Source organism: Streptomyces sp. NBC_00019 (genome assembly GCF_045041015.1).
In the GTDB taxonomy this organism is placed as follows: domain Bacteria; phylum Actinomycetota; class Actinomycetes; order Streptomycetales; family Streptomycetaceae; genus Streptomyces.
This window is the reverse complement of the sequence record NZ_CP108302.1, coordinates 2,023,241-2,041,111: the sequence shown is the minus strand read 5'-3', so window position 1 is coordinate 2,041,111 and position 17,871 is coordinate 2,023,241. Positions and strand designations below refer to the sequence as shown.

19 protein-coding genes are annotated in these 17,871 nt (G+C 71.3%); 9 read left to right on the top strand and 10 right to left on the bottom strand.

Annotation, left to right across the window (positions count from 1 at the left end; translation table 11 throughout):
• Positions 1–54: 54 nt before the first annotated feature.
• Together OHU89_RS09835 and OHU89_RS09830 are read right to left on the bottom strand one after the other, a co-directional pair.
• Entirely contained in the window at positions 55–1,233 is a 1,179-nt protein-coding gene (locus OHU89_RS09835) for an FAD-dependent monooxygenase (protein WP_405641754.1), read from the bottom strand.
• A 153-nt stretch (positions 1,234–1,386) separates the two neighbouring features.
• Entirely contained in the window at positions 1,387–1,956 is a 570-nt protein-coding gene (locus tag OHU89_RS09830) for a chloramphenicol phosphotransferase CPT family protein (protein ID WP_405641753.1), read from the bottom strand.
• Positions 1,957–2,006: 50 nt separating this feature from the next.
• Here OHU89_RS09830 and OHU89_RS09825 point away from each other — a divergent pair, with 50 nt between their 5' ends.
• Positions 2,007–2,588, top strand: a complete 582-nt coding sequence (locus OHU89_RS09825) for a hypothetical protein (protein WP_405641752.1) — start codon at positions 2,007–2,009, stop codon at positions 2,586–2,588.
• Between the two features lie 15 nt (positions 2,589–2,603).
• Here OHU89_RS09825 and OHU89_RS09820 read toward each other — a convergent pair whose 3' ends face one another.
• The gene (locus tag OHU89_RS09820; RefSeq protein WP_266895342.1) at positions 2,604–2,783 is read right to left on the bottom strand and encodes a hypothetical protein; all 180 of its coding nucleotides are present in this window, start codon (positions 2,781–2,783) and stop codon (positions 2,604–2,606) included.
• A 114-nt stretch (positions 2,784–2,897) separates the two neighbouring features.
• Positions 2,898–3,773 (bottom strand): undecaprenyl-diphosphate phosphatase, encoded by an 876-nt coding sequence (locus OHU89_RS09815; protein WP_266895344.1) that lies wholly within the window; start codon positions 3,771–3,773, stop codon positions 2,898–2,900.
• 271 nt (positions 3,774–4,044) lie between these two features.
• Here OHU89_RS09815 and OHU89_RS09810 point away from each other — a divergent pair, with 271 nt between their 5' ends.
• From OHU89_RS09810 to OHU89_RS09795, 4 genes are read left to right on the top strand one after another with little or no spacing between them, the layout of a single operon-like run.
• Positions 4,045–5,190: a Gfo/Idh/MocA family protein gene (locus OHU89_RS09810; protein ID WP_405641749.1), complete on the top strand. Its 1,146-nt coding sequence runs from the start codon at positions 4,045–4,047 to the stop codon at positions 5,188–5,190.
• Positions 5,187–6,113, top strand: coding sequence for a PmoA family protein (locus OHU89_RS09805; RefSeq protein WP_405641747.1), 927 nt, complete (start codon positions 5,187–5,189; stop codon positions 6,111–6,113). Before OHU89_RS09810 ends, OHU89_RS09805 begins: the two co-directional genes overlap by 4 nt.
• On the top strand, positions 6,107–6,814 hold the full coding sequence (locus tag OHU89_RS09800) for a cupin domain-containing protein (protein WP_405641745.1): 708 nt from the start codon (positions 6,107–6,109) through the stop codon (positions 6,812–6,814). Before OHU89_RS09805 ends, OHU89_RS09800 begins: the two co-directional genes overlap by 7 nt.
• Positions 6,815–6,864: 50 nt before the next feature.
• Positions 6,865–7,653, top strand: coding sequence for an alpha/beta fold hydrolase (locus OHU89_RS09795; protein ID WP_405641743.1), 789 nt, complete (start codon positions 6,865–6,867; stop codon positions 7,651–7,653).
• 15 nt (positions 7,654–7,668) lie between these two features.
• On the opposite strand, the gene OHU89_RS09790 is transcribed toward OHU89_RS09795, so the two are convergent.
• Positions 7,669–8,139: a winged helix-turn-helix transcriptional regulator gene (locus OHU89_RS09790; RefSeq protein WP_405641741.1), complete on the bottom strand. Its 471-nt coding sequence runs from the start codon at positions 8,137–8,139 to the stop codon at positions 7,669–7,671.
• 107 nt (positions 8,140–8,246) lie between these two features.
• On the opposite strand from OHU89_RS09790, the gene OHU89_RS09785 reads away from it, so the two are divergent.
• A complete protein-coding gene (locus tag OHU89_RS09785) occupies positions 8,247–9,416 on the top strand; it encodes a thiolase family protein (RefSeq protein WP_405641740.1) in 1,170 nt (389 codons plus the stop codon).
• A 98-nt stretch (positions 9,417–9,514) separates the two neighbouring features.
• On the opposite strand, the gene OHU89_RS09780 is transcribed toward OHU89_RS09785, so the two are convergent.
• Entirely contained in the window at positions 9,515–10,282 is a 768-nt protein-coding gene (locus OHU89_RS09780) for a TVP38/TMEM64 family protein (protein ID WP_405641738.1), read from the bottom strand.
• Between the two features lie 49 nt (positions 10,283–10,331).
• On the opposite strand from OHU89_RS09780, the gene OHU89_RS09775 reads away from it, so the two are divergent.
• The 3 genes from OHU89_RS09775 to OHU89_RS09765 all read left to right on the top strand — a co-directional run bounded on the left by OHU89_RS09775 (position 10,332) and on the right by OHU89_RS09765 (position 13,445).
• Complete coding sequence (locus tag OHU89_RS09775; RefSeq protein WP_405641736.1) at positions 10,332–11,054, top strand: DNA alkylation repair protein; 723 nt, start codon at positions 10,332–10,334, stop codon at positions 11,052–11,054.
• A 254-nt stretch (positions 11,055–11,308) separates the two neighbouring features.
• Positions 11,309–12,478, top strand: coding sequence for an elongation factor Tu (gene tuf / locus OHU89_RS09770; RefSeq protein ID WP_405641735.1), 1,170 nt, complete (start codon positions 11,309–11,311; stop codon positions 12,476–12,478).
• A 121-nt stretch (positions 12,479–12,599) separates the two neighbouring features.
• Positions 12,600–13,445 (top strand): spermidine synthase, encoded by an 846-nt coding sequence (locus OHU89_RS09765; RefSeq protein WP_405641733.1) that lies wholly within the window; start codon positions 12,600–12,602, stop codon positions 13,443–13,445.
• On the opposite strand, the gene OHU89_RS09760 is transcribed toward OHU89_RS09765, so the two are convergent.
• The 4 genes from OHU89_RS09760 to OHU89_RS09745 all read right to left on the bottom strand — a co-directional run bounded on the left by OHU89_RS09760 (position 13,407) and on the right by OHU89_RS09745 (position 17,823).
• Positions 13,407–14,705, bottom strand: coding sequence for an MFS transporter (locus OHU89_RS09760; RefSeq protein ID WP_405641731.1), 1,299 nt, complete (start codon positions 14,703–14,705; stop codon positions 13,407–13,409). The two genes, OHU89_RS09765 and OHU89_RS09760, sit on opposite strands and share 39 nt — an antisense overlap.
• A 62-nt stretch (positions 14,706–14,767) precedes the next feature.
• The gene (locus tag OHU89_RS09755; protein ID WP_266895365.1) at positions 14,768–15,760 is read right to left on the bottom strand and encodes a hypothetical protein; all 993 of its coding nucleotides are present in this window, start codon (positions 15,758–15,760) and stop codon (positions 14,768–14,770) included.
• A 71-nt stretch (positions 15,761–15,831) separates the two neighbouring features.
• Positions 15,832–16,854, bottom strand: a complete 1,023-nt coding sequence (locus tag OHU89_RS09750; protein WP_405641729.1) for a hypothetical protein — start codon at positions 16,852–16,854, stop codon at positions 15,832–15,834.
• A 66-nt stretch (positions 16,855–16,920) separates the two neighbouring features.
• The gene (locus OHU89_RS09745; protein ID WP_405641727.1) at positions 16,921–17,823 is read right to left on the bottom strand and encodes a hypothetical protein; all 903 of its coding nucleotides are present in this window, start codon (positions 17,821–17,823) and stop codon (positions 16,921–16,923) included.
• Between the last annotated feature and the right edge of the window lie 48 nt (positions 17,824–17,871).

The window sequence follows — 17,871 nt, the reverse complement described above, 5'->3', positions numbered from 1 at the left end:
CGGGCGGGGCCAAGAGGCGTGCGGTGACATTCGGGTGGTGGGCCGGATGACGACTCACTGCGCCGCCTGCTCGTCGAGGACGTCGGCCGCCCATGCGGTCGCCACCGGCAGGAACTCGTGTTCGGCAGCGTGCGCCGCCATCCGGGCGTTCCGCGCCCCGGCCTCGGGCCCGTCCGGCAGGTGGAACTCGTTGCCCGCGTGCGCGGAACGGGCCTGCATCCGCGTGGCGGTGGCCAGCCGGCGGCGTACGTACCGGTCGAGCGCGGCGGGTACGTCGGCGGGGTCCGTGTCCGTGAGGCAGTCGCCGAGCACGGCCGCGTCGAGGATCGCCTGGGCCGCACCCTGGGCCTGGAACGGCACCATCGCGTGGGCGCTGTCGCCGAGCAGGGTCACCCGTCCGGAGTTCCAACGGGCGAGCGGGGTACGGGTGTAGATGCCCCAGCGGTACATCCGCCCCGCGCGTTCGAGGACCCGGACGATCCGGGGATCCCACCCCTCGAAGGCGTGCAGCGGCTCTCCGGGCTCCGCGAGGGCGGTCCACGACTCCCGTGCCGTCTCCGTCCCGAACACGGCCACGATGTTGAGGAGTTCGCCGCGGCGCACCCGGTAGTGGACGAAGTGCCGGCCGGGGCCGAGCCAGATCCCGGTGTCGGGCAGGTCCAGATCGGCGACCTGCTCGGCCGGGAGGAGCGCACGGTACGCGGCGGTCCTGGAGAACACCGCCTCGTCCGCGCCGAAGAGCCACTGGCGGGCCGCGGAGCGGATGCCGTCCGCGGCCACGACGAGGTCCGCGGTCAGTCGCTCGCCGCCGGCCGTGATCACCTGGGCGGACCTGTCGTCCTGGAAGATTCCCACGACCTGGGTGCCGAGCCGCACCGACTCGGGCGGCACGGCGGCGGCCAGGGCCTGTTGCAGATCGGCCCGGTGCAGTTGCAGATAGGGCGCCCCGAACGCGTCGTCGACCTCGCGGCCCAGCGCGTAGTGGCAGATCTCCGTCCCGTCGGACCAGGTGCGGAAGCTCAGCGGACCGGGCGGGGCGGCCTGCGCGGCGACCGCGTCGAGCCGGTCCAGACGGCGCAGCACCCGCGTGGCGTTGGGCGCGAGCTGGATCCCGGCGCCGGCCTCGGTGAACCGCGGCAACTGCTCGACCAGCGTGACCTCGTGCCCGGCCCGGCGCAGACTCAGTGTCGCGGCCAGCCCTCCGATGCCTGCGCCTATGACGATGGCTCGCATGGCACGACGGTAGCGAAGAGAACTCCGGTGCCGTACGAGGGATTTCGGGCGTTGGTGCGACCACGGCCGAGGGCCCGCGGTACGCCGGCCTCCTGCCCCCAGCGGCGAAGCCGTCTCCATCATCACAGGTCGGAGGACCGGTGACCCGGCAGGTCAGAGGAGCACACGCAACCGCTCGAACGCCGTCGGTGCCGGGCGGTCCGGCAGGAACTCCTTGATGCGCAGGGCGCATTCCCGCGGGGTGGCGCTGTCGGTGTCGCACTCGATGTCGTAGATCCCGTGGGAGTGCACCTGCTCCAGTTGGCCGGCCGCGAGCCCGGGTGGCCGGTCGCCCCGCTCACGCTCCCGGCGCGCCAGCTCCAGGGGCGGGCAGTGCACGCCGACGAACACCACGTCCCGGGGTGCGAACAGCGACAGGCAGTCGTGGAGCCGCCACTGGGCGCTCAGCACATGGTCGACGACGACGTTGTTCCCCGCGGCCGCCATCCCCGCGACCGCGCGGTGGAAGCCCTGCCAGGTGCGGTGCAGCAGGGTGCCCTCCTGGTCCGGCGGCACGGGGACACTCGACCGCATCGCGTGGAACGCGTCCACGGGCATGTGGAACCAGGGTTCGTCGAGGATCGACAGCAGCTCGGTCGCGATGCTCGACTTGCCCGAACTGGAGGTGCCGTTCAGGAAGATGACGAGGCCCTGGCGCGGGGGGACGCTGTCGAGATGTTCCATGGGGTGGATCTTAGGAGGCGCTTCGGCGACCGGTGAGGGATCATCGTGCGATGACGCATGCCGCTGACTTCCGCCACCAGTTCTGGTCCGGCGGCTCCTACGAGTTGGGCATCGAGGTCGGTTCGACGGACGACGCCGGTCTTCAGGCCGTCCTGGGCGCGGTGTGGGCCGCGGCAGGCGTGCAGGGGTGCTACGGGCATGGGGACCGGGAGCCGGCGGAGCAGGAGGTCGTGTCCTGCACGGTCGCCTCGCTGGAGGAGTTCGGGCATCTCCTCGGGCGGGTGCGGCTGCCCTCGGGCGACCTCGTCGCATGCGGGGTCATGGCGGTGCGTGGTGGTGACGACAGCAGTGACTGGCTGGACTTCTATGTGCCGGAGAGTGCGCTGGACGCCGCCGGAGTCGCCTACTGGGACGGTCGGCCCTTCTACCGCTCTGCCCTGATCGACGACTGGCTGGCCGCCATCGCCATCGAGGCATTCCGCAGCGTGCCCTTCAGCTGTGCCGCCGTCGGATGGGAGGTCTCCGGATGCATCGACGCGGCGTCACTGGCCGGTGAGCTGCCGGAGAAGCGGGGCATCGGGTATCTGGTGCCCCGCGACGGTGTCCTCCGCTACGGCCCCGCCAACGACTGAGCCGCAGGCCTTGGTTCAGGCCGCCTTGATGACGGCCCCACGGATCGCGGCCGCCCACTCGACCACCAACAACTCGTATTCCTTGCGCTCCTGGGCCGACAGGGATCCGCCTGCTCGCATCCACAGCGCACGGATCTGCTCGTTCACTTCGGCAGCAGACCGCACGGAACCAGAGGCCACGGAATAGGGGGGCATGCGGACAAGCCTAAGCGCAGGAACTGACACTGCGCTACCGAACGGCTACACACAACGTATGTGATGGGTCACGGTGTTCGCTGTGTGAACGTGTTGACTCCGCTGTCGTGGGTGTCAGCCGGCCGACTCCGCCGCGTGCGGGCTCAGCCCGCCGAACGTCACCAGCAGGATGATCACGATGCCGAGTGCGATGCGGTACCAGACGAACGGCATGAAGCTCTTGGTCGAGATGAACTTCATGAACCATGCGATGACCACGTATCCGACGACGAACGCGATGATCGTCGCGAAGATCGTCTGGGGCCAGTCGACGTGGCCGCCCTCCATCGCATCCTTGGTCTCGAAGAGGCCGGACGCGAGGACCGCGGGGATGGCGAGGAGGAAGGAGTAGCGGGCCGCGGACTCGCGCTTGTAGCCCATGAAGAGGCCGCCGCTGATCGTGGCGCCGGAGCGGGAGACGCCCGGGACGAGGGCGCAGGCCTGGCAGAGGCCGAAGATCAGGCCGTCCCGTACGCCCAGGTCCTCCAGGCCCTTGCGCTGCTTGGCGGCCCGGTGCTTGCCGCCGCTCTCGTCGCGGGCCGCCATCCGGTCGGCGATGCCGATGATGATGCCCACCACGATCAGCATGGTCGCCGTGATCCGCAGATCGCGGAACGGCCCCTCGATCTGGTCCTTGAGCGTCACGCCGAGCACCCCGATGGGGATCGAGCCGACGATGACCAGCCAGCCCATCTGGGCGTCGTGGTTGCTCCGCATCTCCTTGTTGAACAGTGACCTGGTCCACGCCGAGATGATCCGCCCGATGTCCTTGCGGAAGTAGATCAGTACGGCCGCCTCGGTGCCGATCTGCGTGATCGCCGTGAAGGCCGCGCCCGGGTCCTCCCATTCGGCGAACGCCGCGGTCAGGCGCAGATGCGCGCTGGAGGACACGGGGAGGAACTCGGTCAGCCCCTGGACGAGTCCGAGGATGAAGGATTCAAACCAAGACATGAAGGTAGGGAGTCCAAGCGCTGATCGGAGGAGGAGCGACGGGCACACCGAGCCGTCCGGGCGCGGTGATCACAGGTGTGGGGGGCAGCCTAGCGGCCTCGGATGACAGGCCTGGCACAGGGTGCGGGCCGAGCGCCGGTGAGCAGGGCATCCGCGCTGTTGACCGGCCAGGGTGCGGCCGCTTAGGTTGCTGCGGAGAGAAAGCGCTTGCTGCTCCTATGGCAGGTGTCGGCGCTGTCCGCCGTTCGTTCGAGGAGTGCTGATCGCGTCCATGTCACCCACCACTCCCTACGACGGCCGTCGCATCCGGGCAGCCGTCATCGGTACCGGCGCCATCGCCCGGGGCTCCCACCTGACCGCGCTCGGCGTGCTCGCCGAGGAGGGCGAGGTCGAGGTGGTCGCGGCGGTTGACATCGATGCCAAGGCCGTTGAGGAGTTCTGTGCGGCGGGCGGTGTCCCGCACGGGTACACCGACCTGGACCGCATGCTGCGCGAGCAGCGCCCCGACCTCGTCAGCATCTGCACCCCGCCGACCCTGCACCGCGACCAGACCGTCGCCGCGCTGCGCGCCGGGGCCTGGGTGTGGTGCGAGAAGCCGCCGGTGCCGACGCTCGCCGACTTCGACGCCGTGGAGGCGGAGGAGGGCAAGGAAGGCGGCCCGTACGCCTCGATCGTCTTCCAGCACCGCTTCGGCTCCGGCACCCGGCATGTGCGCCGGCTGCTCGACGGGCAGGACCTGGGCCGCCCGCTCGTCGCGCACTGCCAGACCACCTGGTACCGCGACACCGCGTACTACGCCGTGCCCTGGCGCGGTCGCTGGGAGACCGAGGGCGGTGGCCCGGCGATGGGCCACGGCATCCATCAGATGGATCTCCTCCTCGACCTGCTCGGTCCGTGGAGCGAGGTGCGCGCCATGGCCGGGCGGCTGGTGCACGACGTACAGACCGAGGACGTCTCCACCGCGCTGGTCCGCTTCGAGAACGGTGCGCTGGCCACCGTCGTGAACAGCGTGCTGAGCCCCGACGAGGTCAGCCGCATCCGCATCGACTGCGAGCGCGCGACCGTCGAGCTCACCCATCTGTACGGTCACAGCAACGAGAACTGGGCCATCACCCCGGCGCCCGGCGTACCGGACGAGCAGGTCGCCGCCTGGCGGGACTTCGGCGCGGACGTGCCCAGTTCCCACACGGAGCAGCTGCGCGAGCTGGTCGCCGGCATGCGCGCCGGGGAGCGGCCGCGCAGCAGCGGTGCCGACGGACGTGGCAGCCTGGAGCTGGTCGCCGCGCTGTACAAGTCGGCCTTCACGGACGTCACGGTGAGGGCGGGCGAGATCGGCCCGGGCGACCCGTTCTACACGGCCATGCACGGGAACGCGCCCGGCTGGGCCCCCGTCGTCAGCGAGGAGGTGCCCGTATGACCGGGCTGCGCATCGTCCACGCGCACGGCGACCGCATCACCGTGACCGACCCGGCCACCGGCGTGGAGCTGCTCTCCTACGTCTACCGGCCGGAGTCGGCCTGGGAGGCCCCCAAGCCGTACATCCACCCGCTGCGGACCCTGGCGGGCGACGTCGTCACCGACTACCGGCCCAACGACCACCGCTGGCACAAGGGCCTGTCCCTGACCGCCTCGCACCTGTCGGGCGCCAACCTGTGGGGCGGCAACTCGTACGTGCACGGCGAGGGCTACCTCGAACTCCCCGAGCGCGTCGGCTCGATGGCCCACGTCGGCTTCGACGAGGTCTCCGCGGACGGCGACCGGGTCGTCATCGCCGAGCGGCTCACCTGGCACCCGTACAGCGGCGAGCTGTGGGCCGACGAAGTGCGCCGGATCGAGATCCACGACGTCGACCAGGAGTCCCGCTCCTGGGCGCTGACCTGGACGAGCGCCATCACCAACCGGCGCGACGAGCCGCTGGTCTTCGGCAGCCCCACCACCGCCGGGCGTGAACTCGCCGGGTACACGGGCCTGTTCTGGCGCGGCCCGCGCGCCTTCCGCGACGGCCGGATCCTCGCGCCGGACGCCGAGGGCCCCGGCCTCCTGGGCAAGCAGGCCCCCTGGCTGGCCCTCTCCGGCGAGCACGACGGCACGGACGGCCACGCCACCCTGGTCTTCGAGCACGCCCCGGAGAACGACCAACTCGGCACCGAAGGCGCCCACCCGGCCCACTGGTTCGTCCGCAACGAACCGTGGGCCGGCGTGGCCCCCTCCTGGGCCTTCTACGACGAACTAGTACTCGCCCCCGGCGACACCCTCACCCGCCGCTACCGCGTCGTCGTCGCCGACGGTGCCTGGGAGCGGGAGGAGATCGCCAAGTACCTGGAGGCACACCCGTGGTGACCGCCTTCGAGGGACTGCCCGGCGGGGTCGCCGTCTCGCATCTGTGCGTGTACGACTGGCCCGCCGCCGACGGCGTCTCCGGCGGAACACCCCATATGCACCTGACCTGTTCGGAGGCGTACGTCGTCACCGGCGGCCGGGGTTCGGTGCAGACCCTCACGACGTCCGGGTACGAGGTCACGCCCCTCGTACCCGGCACGGTCGCCCGGTTCACGCCGGGCACCGTCCACCGGCTGGTCAACGAGGACGATCTGCGCGTCACCGTCCTGATGCAGAACAGCGGGCTGCCGGAGGCGGGGGACGCGGTGCTCACGCTGCCCCCGGAGTACCTGAGCGACCCGCGGACGTACGCCGCCGCGACCGCCATCCCCGCGGACGCGCCCGAGGCCGAACGGGAGCGTGCCGCACGAGCCCGCCGCGACCTCGCCCTGGAGGGCTATCGGACGCTGCGGGAGGCTCCCGAGGGGCTGGCCGACTTCCATCGCGCGGCCGCCGCGCTCGTACGGCCGCGACTGGCCGAGTGGCGGGAGCGCTGGCGCAACGGTGCGGCGGCCGCCGCCGCGGCGACGGGGGAGCAGCTCGACCGCCTCGAACAGGGCGATCTCTCCCACCTCACCGACGCCGTCGTGCGGTCCGAACAGCCCTCGGAGCACGGCAGGTTCGGGATGTGCGGGCGGCTGGACGTCTACCAGGGGGTCTGACCCGGCTGTTCCGCCGCGACACCAGGGGCGGAGGCGCCTAGCCTGGAGCCATGGCCACGGTGCAGGTGGGCGACCTCGAGATCGCCTACGAGCGCGTCGGACAGGGGCCACCGTTGGTCCTCGTGCACGGCGCGGCCGTCTACGCGCGCATGTGGCAGCCGCAACTCTCCGGGCTGGCCGATGAGTTCACGGTCGTGGCCTGGGACGAGCCGGGGTCCGGACGGTCCTCGGGCATCCCTCCCGGGTTCGGCCTCGCGGACTACGCCGACTGTCTCGCCGCGCTCATCGACGGGCTGCGGCTCGGCCCGGCCCACGTCGCCGGTCTCTCCTGGGGCGGGACGGTCGTGCTGGAGCTGTACCGCCGTCATCCGGCACTCGTCAGGACGCTGCTCCTGGTCGACACCTACGCCGGCTGGAAGGGCTCCCTGCCCCCGGAAGAGGTGGCGGCCCGCGTCGCGGGGGCGAAGCGGATGCTCGCCGTGCCCCGGGATCAGTTCGATCCGACGCTGCCGGGACTGTTCGCCGGGGACCCGCCCGCCGAGTTCGTGCCGCTCCTCGACGCCATGGCGCGGGACGCGCGCCCGGAGACGCTCGGGGCGCAGCTCGCCATGATGGCCGAGACCGATCAGAACGACCTGCTGCCCGGGATCACGGTGCCGACGCTGCTGCTCTGGGGCGAACTGGACGCGCGCTCACCGCTGAGCGTCGCCCACGCGTTCCACACGGCGATTCCGGGCGCCGAGCTGGTGGTGCTGCCCGGCGCCGGGCATGTCAGCAACCTGGAGCGCCCGCAGGACTTCAACCGGGAGGTTCGCGCGTTCTGCCGCGCGCACGGCTGACCGGCCCGCATACCCTTACGCCGCCGAAGGCCCCGCAACCGTCCAGCCGGGTGTCTGCGGATGGGCCGTGAGGTCCTCGTGGCGGACCTGGTCGCCGCATGCCGTGCAGGTGACGAGCGGGGCCAGTTCGTTGCCGCAGGCGTGCTCGACCACCATGGGGCGGTCGTCGTCCTTGCGGAGGTGGCGGTCGCCCCAGGCCATGAGGGTGATCAGGACCGGCTCCAGTTCGAGTCCCGCCGGGGTGGGCCGGTACTCGAAGCGCTGCGGCCGCTCGCTGTAGGCCCTCTTGGTGAGGATCCCGGCGTCGACGAGCCGGCGCAGACGCGTGGCGAGGACGTCGCGCGGGGCGCCGATGTTGCGCACCAGCTGGTCGAAGCGACCGTTGCCCAGGCAGACCTCGCGCAGGACGAGCAGGGAGTACTTCTCGCCGACGAGCGCCAGGGTGTCGGCGATGGAGCAGGGGCGCGGGTCTTTGGTGGCGGCCATGGGGCTAATCCTAGGGGAGGGTTTGAATTTCCAACCTACGGAGCTATGGTGAGTTTGGATTTCCTACTGACCGGTAGCGCCCGGATTCCTAGTGTTGGAGGCCGTCCATGCGTGACGCAGTCATCGTCGAAGCCGTACGCACCCCGATAGGCAAGGGCAAGCCGAACGGTGCCCTCGCGCACGTCCACCCCGTCGAACTCCTCGCCCACACCCTGCGGACCCTCGTCGAGCGGTCCGGCGTCGACCCGGCCCTCATCGACGACGTCATCGGCGGCACCGTCGACCAGGTCGGCGAACAGGCCATGAACACCACCCGCTACGCCCTCCTGTCGGCAGGCTTCCCGGAGACGGTCCCGGCGACCACCGTGGACCGCCAGTGCGGCTCCTCCCAGCAGGCCGTGCACTTCGCGGCCCAGGGCGTCATGTCCGGCGCGTACGACCTCGTCGTGGCCTGTGGCGTCGAGTCGATGAGCCGGGTCCCGATGTGGTCCAACGTGCCGCCCGGCAAGGACCCCTTCGGCCCCGGCGTCGCCGAGCGCTACCCGGAGGGGCTCGTCCCGCAGGGCATCAGCGCCGAGCTCATCGCGGCGAAGTGGTCGATCGCGCGCGAGCAGATGGACGCGTTCGCGGTGTCGTCACATCTCAAGGCGGCCGAGGCCTGGGAGAAGGGACTGTTCGACGCGGAGGTCGCGCCGTTGGAGGGTGTGGTGCGCGACGAGTGCGTACGGCCGTCCAGCACGGCCGAGGTCCTCGCCGGGCTCAAGCCCGCTTACTACGACCCGGCCTTCGCCGAGCGCTTCCCGCAGATCGAGTGGAACGTCACGGCGGGCAACGCGAGCCCGATCAACGACGGTGCGTCGGCTGTGCTGATCACGTCGAGCGAGACCGCGGCCCGGCTCGGACTGCGGCCGCTGGCCCGGCTCCACAGTTTCGCCGTCACCGGGTCCGATCCGATGCTCATGCTGACCGGCGTCATCCCGGCCACGGAGAAGGTGCTGCGGAGGGCTTCACTGACCCTGGACGACATCGACCTGTTCGAGGTCAACGAGGCGTTCTCCAGCGTGGTCCTGGCGTGGCGGCAGGAGACCGGTGCGGACCTCGACAAGGTCAATGTGCACGGGGGTGCCATCGCAATCGGGCATCCGCTGGGGGCGAGCGGTACGCGACTGACGACGACACTGGTGCATGCCATGCGGGAGCGCGGGGCGCGGTATGCGTTGCAGACCATGTGCGAGGCGGGTGGGCTCGCCAACGCCATGGTGCTTGAGCGTGTGTGAGCGGCCGCGGGCCGGTGGGGGCTGGTCGCGCCACGCGGCGGAGCCGCAAATCGATACAGCCCCGCGCCCCTTCGGGGCGCGTCCCTAACCGGCGTTTTTCAGCGTGCCCGGAGGTGGTGGCGCTTGCGCCAGGCCACCACCGCTCCCACCAGCGCCGGGACCGCGATCGCCGCCATCGCGATCAGGAACGCCGGGGACGTCGGTGTCGACGCACGGGCCCCTGCCACGACGTACGCGGCGGTGTTCGGGATCGAGCCGAGCGCCGTCGCCAGCAGGAACGGCACGTAGCCCATGCGTGAGACCGCGGCGCAGTAGTTGGCGGCGGCGAACGGGACGCCTGGGAACAGCCGGATCGCCAGCATCGAGCGGAAACCGTGGCGGCTGAGCTGGCCGTCCGCGCCCTGCAGCAGACGACCGCGCAGCAGCGGGCGGAGGGCGTCCTGGCCCAGCACCCGGCCCAGCGTGAAGGCCATGCCGGCGCCGAGCACCGTGCCCGCCAGCGCGGCGCCGAGACCCAGCTGCGAGCCGAAGAGAGCGCCTGCGGCCAGGTTCAGCAGCGGGCGCGGCACGAACGCCACCGAGCACAGCCCGTACGCCACCGCGTACACCAGGGCGGCCGCGGCCCCGCCGAGCTCCGGTGGCCAGCCGTCGGCCAGCAGCCGCTGTGGCTCAAGGAGCAGCACGGTCGCCCCGGCCGCCACGAGGAGCGCGACGAGCAGGGACAGCCGTGACCAGGGCGAGAGCAGCACTCTCGAGAAGCGGGCGGCGAGACCGACCGTGACGGGTGCCGCGAGGGCGAGCTCCGTGGCGGTGGCCGGGGGAGCGGCCGTGGCGGTGCCCCCAGAGCGGGTGGTGGCATCGAGCATCCGGTGACACTAACCGACCAATGTGTGTGATCGCCGTATGGTTCGTCTCATGAGCGTCACAGGTGTGGGATCTCCCTCACTGCCGCAGAGCACCCTTGCGGACACCGTCCTGGATCGGCTCACCGCCGTCTACGGCGCCGCGGCCGACCCCGGGCGGGCCGAGCCCATGCGCGCGTACATGAAGGACGTCGCCCCCTTCCTCGGCCTCACCACGCCCGTGCGTCGCGCTCTGTCCCGCACCGTCCTGGAGGGCACGCCCCGCCCCGACGAGGCCGACTGCACCGCGATCGCCCTCCGCTGCTGGGAGCTGCCCGAGCGCGAGTACCAGTACTTCGCCGTCGACTACTTGCGCCGCCACGCGCGCGTGCTCCCGTCCGGCTTCCTGCCGGTGGCCCGGCACCTCGTCTCCACGGTCCCCTGGTGGGACACCGTCGACCTGCTCGCCGCGCACGTCGTCGGCGCGAGGGTGACCGCCGACCCGAAGCTCACGGCCGACATGGACGCCTGGATCGTGGACGACGACCTGTGGATCGCCCGCACCGCCCTGCTCCACCAACTGCGTTACAAAGAACACACCGACGCCGACCGCCTCTTCACCTACTGCCTGCGCCAGTCCGGGCACGCCGACTTCTTCATCCGCAAGGCGATCGGCTGGGCGCTGCGCGAGTACGCCAAGACCGACCCGGAGGCCGTACGGGCCTTCCTCGCCCGGGAGAAGGGCCGCTTCGCGCCGCTGTCGGTGCGGGAAGCACTCAGGAACATCGGCGCCTGACGTCCCGTAGCTCGAAAAACCATTCGACGCAGGGCGGGGCGTCGGCAATGATCGGCCTCATGTTCCGGCACGCCTTCCTCTTCGCAGCATCCGCAGTCGCGGATGCACCGAAGGCTGCCGTTGAAATCTTCCTGGCTGCTGTCGACGGCGCCCGAAGCTGACCCTCTCCGGATTGTCCGGCGGACCCCGCAGGGGGAGGGTCGGCCAGTTCCCCGGGGTCCCCGCCACCAACGAAGAGGCTTCGAGGAATCGCCATGCCCAAGACGGCATACGTGCGCACCAAACCGCATCTCAACATCGGCACCATGGGCCACGTCGACCACGGCAAGACCACCCTGACCGCCGCCATCACCAAGGTCCTCGCCGACCGCGGCACCGGCACCTTCGTCCCGTTCGACCGCATCGACCGGGCCCCCGAGGAGGCCGCGCGCGGCATCACCATCAACATCGCGCACGTCGAGTACGAGACCGACACCCGGCACTACGCGCACGTGGACATGCCGGGCCACGCCGACTACGTCAAGAACATGGTCACCGGCGCCGCGCAGCTCGACGGGGCGATCCTCGTCGTCTCCGCGCTCGACGGGATCATGCCGCAGACCGCCGAACACGTGCTGCTCGCCCGGCAGGTGGGCGTGGACCACGTGGTCGTCGCGCTGAACAAGGCGGACGCGGCGGACGACGAGCTCGTGGAACTCGTCGAGCTGGAGGTCCGTGACCTGCTCACCACGCACGGGTACGGCGGCGACGCGGTGCCTGTCGTACGGGTCTCCGGGCTCAAGGCGCTCCAGGGCGACCCGCGGTGGACGGCGTCCATCGACGCGCTGCTCGACGCCGTGGACACGTATGTGCCCATGCCGGAGCGGTACTTGGACGCGCCGTTCCTGTTGCCGGTGGAGAACGTGCTCACCATCACCGGCCGCGGGACGGTCGTCACCGGTGCGGTGGAGCGGGGCACGGTCCGGGTGGGCGACCGGGTCGAAGTGCTCGGGGCGGAGGTCGAGACCGTCGTCACCGGGCTCGAGACCTTCGGCAAGCCCATGGACGAGGCGCAGGCCGGGGACAACGTGGCGCTGCTGCTGCGGGGCGTTCCCCGGGACGCCGTACGGCGTGGGCATGTGGTGGCCGCGCCGGGCAGCGTGGAGCCGCGACGGCGGTTCTCGGCGCAGGTGTACGTGCTGTCCTCGCGTGAGGGCGGTCGGACGACGCCGGTGTCGACGGGGTATCGGCCCCAGTTCTACATCCGTACGGCGGATGTGGTCGGGGACGTCGACCTGGGTGAGGTGGCTGTCGCGCGGCCGGGGGAGACGGTCGGGATGACCGTTGAGCTGGGCCGTGAGGTGCCTCTGGAGCCCGGGCTCGGATTCGCCATCCGTGAGGGTGGCCGGACCGTCGGTGCGGGGACCGTGACAGCCGTCCAGTGAGGGTGGCTGATGTGTGTGGGGGACTGCGGGGCCGTTGTGGCCGGCCGCGCAGTTCCCCGCGCCCCCTTCGGGGCACGTCCCTGCCGGCGCGGGACGGAAAGGTCACCGGCACAATGACGGGGTGACCGAGCCAATCCCCGTCGCCCGTGCCGTCGATCACGGGTTCGCCAAGCTCATGCCCGACGTCGACCGTGCGCGGGCCTGGCTGCTCACCGTCGACGGGGCGCCCCAGTCGTACGTCGATCTGGACGAGCCGACGCACCTGGAGTTCGAGTACGCCCGTCGGCTCGGGCATGTGCTGGACACCGTCGCGGAGGCGGGGCGGCCCTTGGACGTGCTGCACCTCGGGGGCGGGGCGCTGACCCTGCCGCGCTACCTCGCCGCCACCCGGCCCGGGTCCCGGCAGGATGTCGTGGAGGCCGATCAGGAGCTGTTGCGGTTGGTCGCGGAGCATCTGCCGCTGCCCGACGGGGCCTCGATCGCCCTGCACGGGGCCGATGCGCGGGCGTGGCTGGAGGCGGCTCCGGCCGACTCCGCGGACGTGCTGGTCGCCGATGTCTTCGGAGGCTCGCGGGTCCCCGCGCACCTCACGTCCCTGGGATACGTCCGGGAGGCCGACCGGGTGCTGCGCGACGGGGGCGTCTATCTGGCCAACCTCGCCGACGCGGCGCCCTTCGCCTTCCTGCGGTCCCAACTGGCCACCCTGGGCACGGTGTTCCCGGAGCTCGCGCTGATCGCCGAGCCGGGGGTGCTGCGGGGCCGGCGGTTCGGGAACGCCGTGGTGGTCGCCGCCCGGGAGCCCTTCGACACGGCCGCGCTCGCCCGGCTCACCGCCTCCGACGCCTTCCCCGCCCGTGTCGAGCACGGGGCCGCCCTGCGGGACTTCACCGGCGGTGCGCGGCCTGTGCGGGACGAGGACGCCGTGCCGTCACCCGAGCCCCCCGACGGGGCGTTCGGTATCGGCTGAGCCGACTGCGGCGGACCGTGCCACCGGTTTGCTGCGCCGCCTGAGGTTCCGCACGTCCGGTACGCACAGCACCGCCGCGGTCACCACCACGACCAGCGCCGCGCAGCCCCACAGCGCGTTGGAGCGGCCGAACGCCGACTCCGCCGGACCGGCCAGCGCGGTCGCCAGCGGCACCATGGCGACGGAGCCGAACCAGTCGTAGGCCGAGACCCGGGAGAGCTTGTCCTCCGGGATCTCCTGATGGAGGGATGTCATCCAGCTCACCCCGAAGACCTCCACCGTCACGCCGGTCAGGAACATCACCGCGCACAGGACCCCGGCCGACGTGGGCACCGCGAGGGCGGCCGAGGGGAGGGCCAGGGGGAAGATTCCGAGGGTGCCCCAGAGCAGCAGGCGGCGTGGCTTCCAGCGGGTCATCAGCAGGGCACCGGCGACCGTGCCCGCGCCGAAGAAGCCCAGGGCCAGGCCCCAGGGGCCCGCCCCGCCCAGATGGTCGCGGGCGACCAGCGGGCCGTAGACCGCGTCGGCGGCGGCCACGACCGCGTTCGCGATCGAGAACTGTACGACGATGCCCCACAGCCACGGCCGGCTGCTGAACTCCTGCCAGCCCTCCCGGAGGTCGGCGAGCAGGCCGTCGCCCGGTGTGCGTGGCGCGATATGGCTCACGTCCAGGAAGGAGCGCAGGGCTCCGGCCACCGCGAACGCCACCGCGTCCGCCGCCAGCACCCAGCCCGGGCCGATCGCGGCGACCATCGCGCCGCCCAGCGCGGCCCCGCCCACGGTCGCACCCTGCATCGCCATCCGGAACACCGCGAAGGCCCGGCTCACCTGCTCGCCGGAGACCGAGGACATCAGCATGCCCTCGGCCGCCGGGCTGAAGAACGCCTGGCCGGTGCCGCCCAGCGCGGTGAGCAGCATCATCTGCCACAGCTGCGGATCCCCGGCGAGGACGAGCACCGCGAAGACGCCCTGCGACACGCAGTTGAGGGCGTTCGCCGCGACCATCACCCGGTGCCGGGGGAGCCGGTCCGCGATCGCGCCGCCGATCAGCAGGAACACCACCAGCGGCAGCGTCCGCGCGGCGGCCACGAGTCCCACGTCACCGCCGTCGCCACCGGTCTCCAGGACGGCGAACGCGGCGGCGATCAGCGCGCCGTGGCTGCCGAGGTTGGTGACGACCGCCGAGGCGGTCAGCAGGCTGTAGTTGCGGCCGGCCCAGTCGGGTCTGCGGCGGCGTATCGGGGCGTCGGCGGAGGTCACCGGCCGACTATCCCCGTACCGCCCACGACTTGCCAAACCGATTCCGGCCTTTGACCTGCTGGTCAGCCCGTGGGTTCGCCGTGCAGCCGGACCGTGCTGAGGATCTTCTGGACGGTCGCGTCCGGCACCTCGTCACCGGTGCCCTTGACCCCGTGGAAAGTCCAGGAGACGAAGTCACCCGTGGAGTTCTTGAACGCGAACGTCGTCGCCTTGCCGTTCGTGTCGCACTTGTCCGTCTTCGGCACGCCCGTCGAGTAGGTCGTGGCGACGCTGCCCTCGATGCCCGAGGCCGTGGTGTACGCCTTCGCCTTGCCGATGGTGAGCAGTTTCTTGGAGGCGTCCTTCTGGTCGGTGTATCCGCCGAACACCCACCAGGCCGAGTCGTTGCGGGCGACGTCGGCGGTGTTCTTGGCGCCGTTCTGGCCCTTGGTGCCGGCCGTGCCGAGCGCCTTGTCGCTGGTGGTGCCGTCCTTGTCGGAGTCGGAGGTGCACCACTTCTCCTGGACGTAGGCCGGTGCGGACATGCCGATGAGGGCCGAGCCGTCGCCCTTCTTCTCGTCCTCGTAGCCGATGAACACGCCGGGCGACTCGACCTGCCAGTCCGCCGGGACGTCGAAGGCGGTGCCCCACTTCGGGTTGACCACGACCTTCCAGCCGTCGACGGTCGCCTTCGCCCCGTCACCGCCCCGCGGATCGTCCTCGGTGCTCGGGCTCGCCGAGGTGGGCGCCGGGGTCGTGGCGGTCGGGGTCGGGTCGCCGCCCTCGTCCGCCTTGTCGTCCTTGTCACCGCCCAGGACGAGGAAGCCGGTCACACCGGCGGCCACGACGACGGCCAGGGCGGCCACGATCGCCGTGATCTTCGTACGGTTGCCACCGCCGCCACCGGGGCCTCCGGGCTGCGGTGGCTGGGGTATGTCCCACTGGGGCTGCTGCCCGTAAGGGGTGGGTTGCTGATAGCCGGGCTGTTGGTACGGATTCGGTTGCTGGTACCCGGGCTGCTGGTACGGGTTGTGCGGGTTCTGCTCGCCCCCGGGCGGCTGCTGTTCTGGCCACATGGCCGACAACCTTAGGGGGGCGGGGAGGCCGGTGCCGTGCACATCCGGCAAGCGGCCGGCCTCCCCACGGCTCAGCCCGTCGGCTCGCCGTGCAGCCGGACCGTGCTCAGGATCTTCGTGATCGTGGCGTCCGGGAGCTCCTCGTCGACGCCCGTGGCCCCGTACAGGCTGAACGCCACGAAGTCACCGGCGGAGTTCTTGAACCCGAACGTGACCGCCTTGCCGTCGCTCGCGCACTTGCCCTTCTGGGGCGTGTTCTTCGAACGGGCCCAGGCGATGCTGCCCTTGACGCCCGACGTCGTCGTGAACGCCTTGGCCTTCTCGTCGAGGGTGATGCTCTTCTTGTCCGGCTGCGTGTAGCCGCCGTACACCCACCACGCGACCTGGTTGAGGGCGACCTCGTCGGTGTCCTTGGCGCCGTTCGCACCCTTGGTGCCCGCGGTGGCGAGGGAGGTCTCCTCCTTGTCACCGTCCTTGTCGTCGTCGGAGGTGCACCACTGTTCCTTGAGGTACGCCGGCGCCGACATGGTGATGATGGGCTTGTCGCCGGCCTTGGCGTCGTCCTCCTCGAAGCCGATGAGCATGCCCGGCGACTCGACCTGCCAGTCCGCCGGGACGTCGAAGGCGGTGCCCCACTTGGGGTTGATGACGACCTTCCAGCCGTCGATCGTCGCCTTCTCCTCCTCGCCGCCCCGCGGGTTGTCGTCCGAGCCGGAGGCCGACGCGGACGGATCGGTCGAGGCGGACTTCGACGGAGGCGCGGACCGGCCGGTCTGCTTGTCCGAGCCGCCGTCCGCCTCGTCGTCCTTGTCACCGCCCAGGACGAGGAAGCCGGTCACACCGGCGGCCACGACGACGGCCAGGGCGGCCACGATCGCCGTGATCTTCGTACGGCTGCCACCGCCGCCGCCACCGGGACCTCCGGGCTGCGGCGGCTGGGGCGTGTCCCACTGGGGCTGCTGCCCGTAGGGGCTGGCCTGCTGATAGCCGGGCTGTTGGTACGGATTGGGTTGCTGGTACCCCGGCTGCTGGTACGGATTGTTCTGGTCCTGCGGGTTCTGCTCGCCCCCGGGCGGCTGCTGTCCTGGCCACATGGGCAGTCACCTTAGTGGCGTCGGTGCATCGATTCGGTCACCGCCCCTTGTCAGGGACGTAGCAAGTCAGGACTCCTCGGGCGTGAACACGCGTACCGTGCTCAGGATCTCCTCGACCGTGGCCTGCGGAACCTCCTCGTCGACGCCCGCGGCGCCGAAGAACGACCACGACGCGAAGTCGCCCTCGGCGTTCTTGAAGGCGAAGGTCGTCGCCTTGCCGTCCGTGTCGCACTTGTCCTGCCGCTCGACCCCGGAGGACTCCGACGTGGCGACGCTGCCGGTCAGGCCCGACGCGGTGGTGAAGGAGGTGGCTTTCGCGGTGGTCACCTTCTTCTTGTCCGGCTGGGTGTACATGCCGTAGACCCAGGCCGCGGAGTCGGCGCGGGCGATCTCCTCGGTGCTCCGCGCGCCGTTGTTGCCCCGTGATCCGGCGCTCGCCAACGGGGTGTCGTCGGTCGTGCCGTCCTTGTCGTCGTCGGAGGTGCACCACTGCGCCTTGAGGACGGCGGGTCCCTTCATGGCGACCAGCGGTGTCTCGCCGGGATCGTCGTCCTCCGCTACGTAGGACACCCAGTCCCTCGACTCCAGCGCCCAGTCCGCCGGAACGTCGAAGGCGACGCCGAGGTCCGTGTTCACCACGACCTTCCAGCCGTCCACGGTCGGCTTCTGGCCGTCGGCCGTGCGCGGGTTGCCGGACGCGGACGGCGATGCCGAGGAACGCGTCGGGTCCGGTGCCGCCTCGTCGTCGCTGCCGCCCCGGAGGAACACGGCGCCGGTCACCAGGGCGGCGACCACGACGGCCGCGGTCGCGGCGAGGGCGACGGTTCTCGTACGCCGGTTCCCGCCGTCCGGCGCGGGCGGCGGTTGCGCGGTGTACGGGTTGGGCTGCTGATATCCCGGCTGCTGATAGGGGTTCGCGTCCTGCTGCGGATTAGTTCCGCCCCCCGGCGGTCGCTCTCCTGGCCACATGGGCGGTAAGGATACGACGATCACCACACCGACCTGGCCATGCGAGGC

Bases quoted from the DNA above. Each gene is read 5' to 3' on its own strand.
- OHU89_RS09835 (WP_405641754.1), bottom strand. From the start codon at position 1,233: ATGCGAGCCATCGTCATAGGCGCAGGCATCGGAGGGCTGGCCGCGACA.
- OHU89_RS09830 (WP_405641753.1), bottom strand. From the start codon at position 1,956: ATGGAACATCTCGACAGCGTCCCCCCGCGCCAGGGCCTCGTCATCTTC.
- OHU89_RS09825 (WP_405641752.1), top strand. From the start codon at position 2,007: ATGACGCATGCCGCTGACTTCCGCCACCAGTTCTGGTCCGGCGGCTCC.
- OHU89_RS09820 (WP_266895342.1), bottom strand. From the start codon at position 2,783: ATGCCCCCCTATTCCGTGGCCTCTGGTTCCGTGCGGTCTGCTGCCGAA.
- OHU89_RS09815 (WP_266895344.1), bottom strand. From the start codon at position 3,773: ATGTCTTGGTTTGAATCCTTCATCCTCGGACTCGTCCAGGGGCTGACC.
- OHU89_RS09810 (WP_405641749.1), top strand. From the start codon at position 4,045: ATGTCACCCACCACTCCCTACGACGGCCGTCGCATCCGGGCAGCCGTC.
- OHU89_RS09805 (WP_405641747.1), top strand. From the start codon at position 5,187: ATGACCGGGCTGCGCATCGTCCACGCGCACGGCGACCGCATCACCGTG.
- OHU89_RS09795 (WP_405641743.1), top strand. From the start codon at position 6,865: ATGGCCACGGTGCAGGTGGGCGACCTCGAGATCGCCTACGAGCGCGTC.
- OHU89_RS09790 (WP_405641741.1), bottom strand. From the start codon at position 8,139: ATGGCCGCCACCAAAGACCCGCGCCCCTGCTCCATCGCCGACACCCTG.
- OHU89_RS09785 (WP_405641740.1), top strand. From the start codon at position 8,247: ATGCGTGACGCAGTCATCGTCGAAGCCGTACGCACCCCGATAGGCAAG.
- OHU89_RS09780 (WP_405641738.1), bottom strand. From the start codon at position 10,282: ATGCTCGATGCCACCACCCGCTCTGGGGGCACCGCCACGGCCGCTCCC.
- OHU89_RS09775 (WP_405641736.1), top strand. From the start codon at position 10,332: ATGAGCGTCACAGGTGTGGGATCTCCCTCACTGCCGCAGAGCACCCTT.
- tuf (WP_405641735.1), top strand. From the start codon at position 11,309: ATGCCCAAGACGGCATACGTGCGCACCAAACCGCATCTCAACATCGGC.
- OHU89_RS09755 (WP_266895365.1), bottom strand. From the start codon at position 15,760: ATGTGGCCAGAACAGCAGCCGCCCGGGGGCGAGCAGAACCCGCACAAC.
- OHU89_RS09750 (WP_405641729.1), bottom strand. From the start codon at position 16,854: ATGTGGCCAGGACAGCAGCCGCCCGGGGGCGAGCAGAACCCGCAGGAC.
- OHU89_RS09745 (WP_405641727.1), bottom strand. From the start codon at position 17,823: ATGTGGCCAGGAGAGCGACCGCCGGGGGGCGGAACTAATCCGCAGCAG.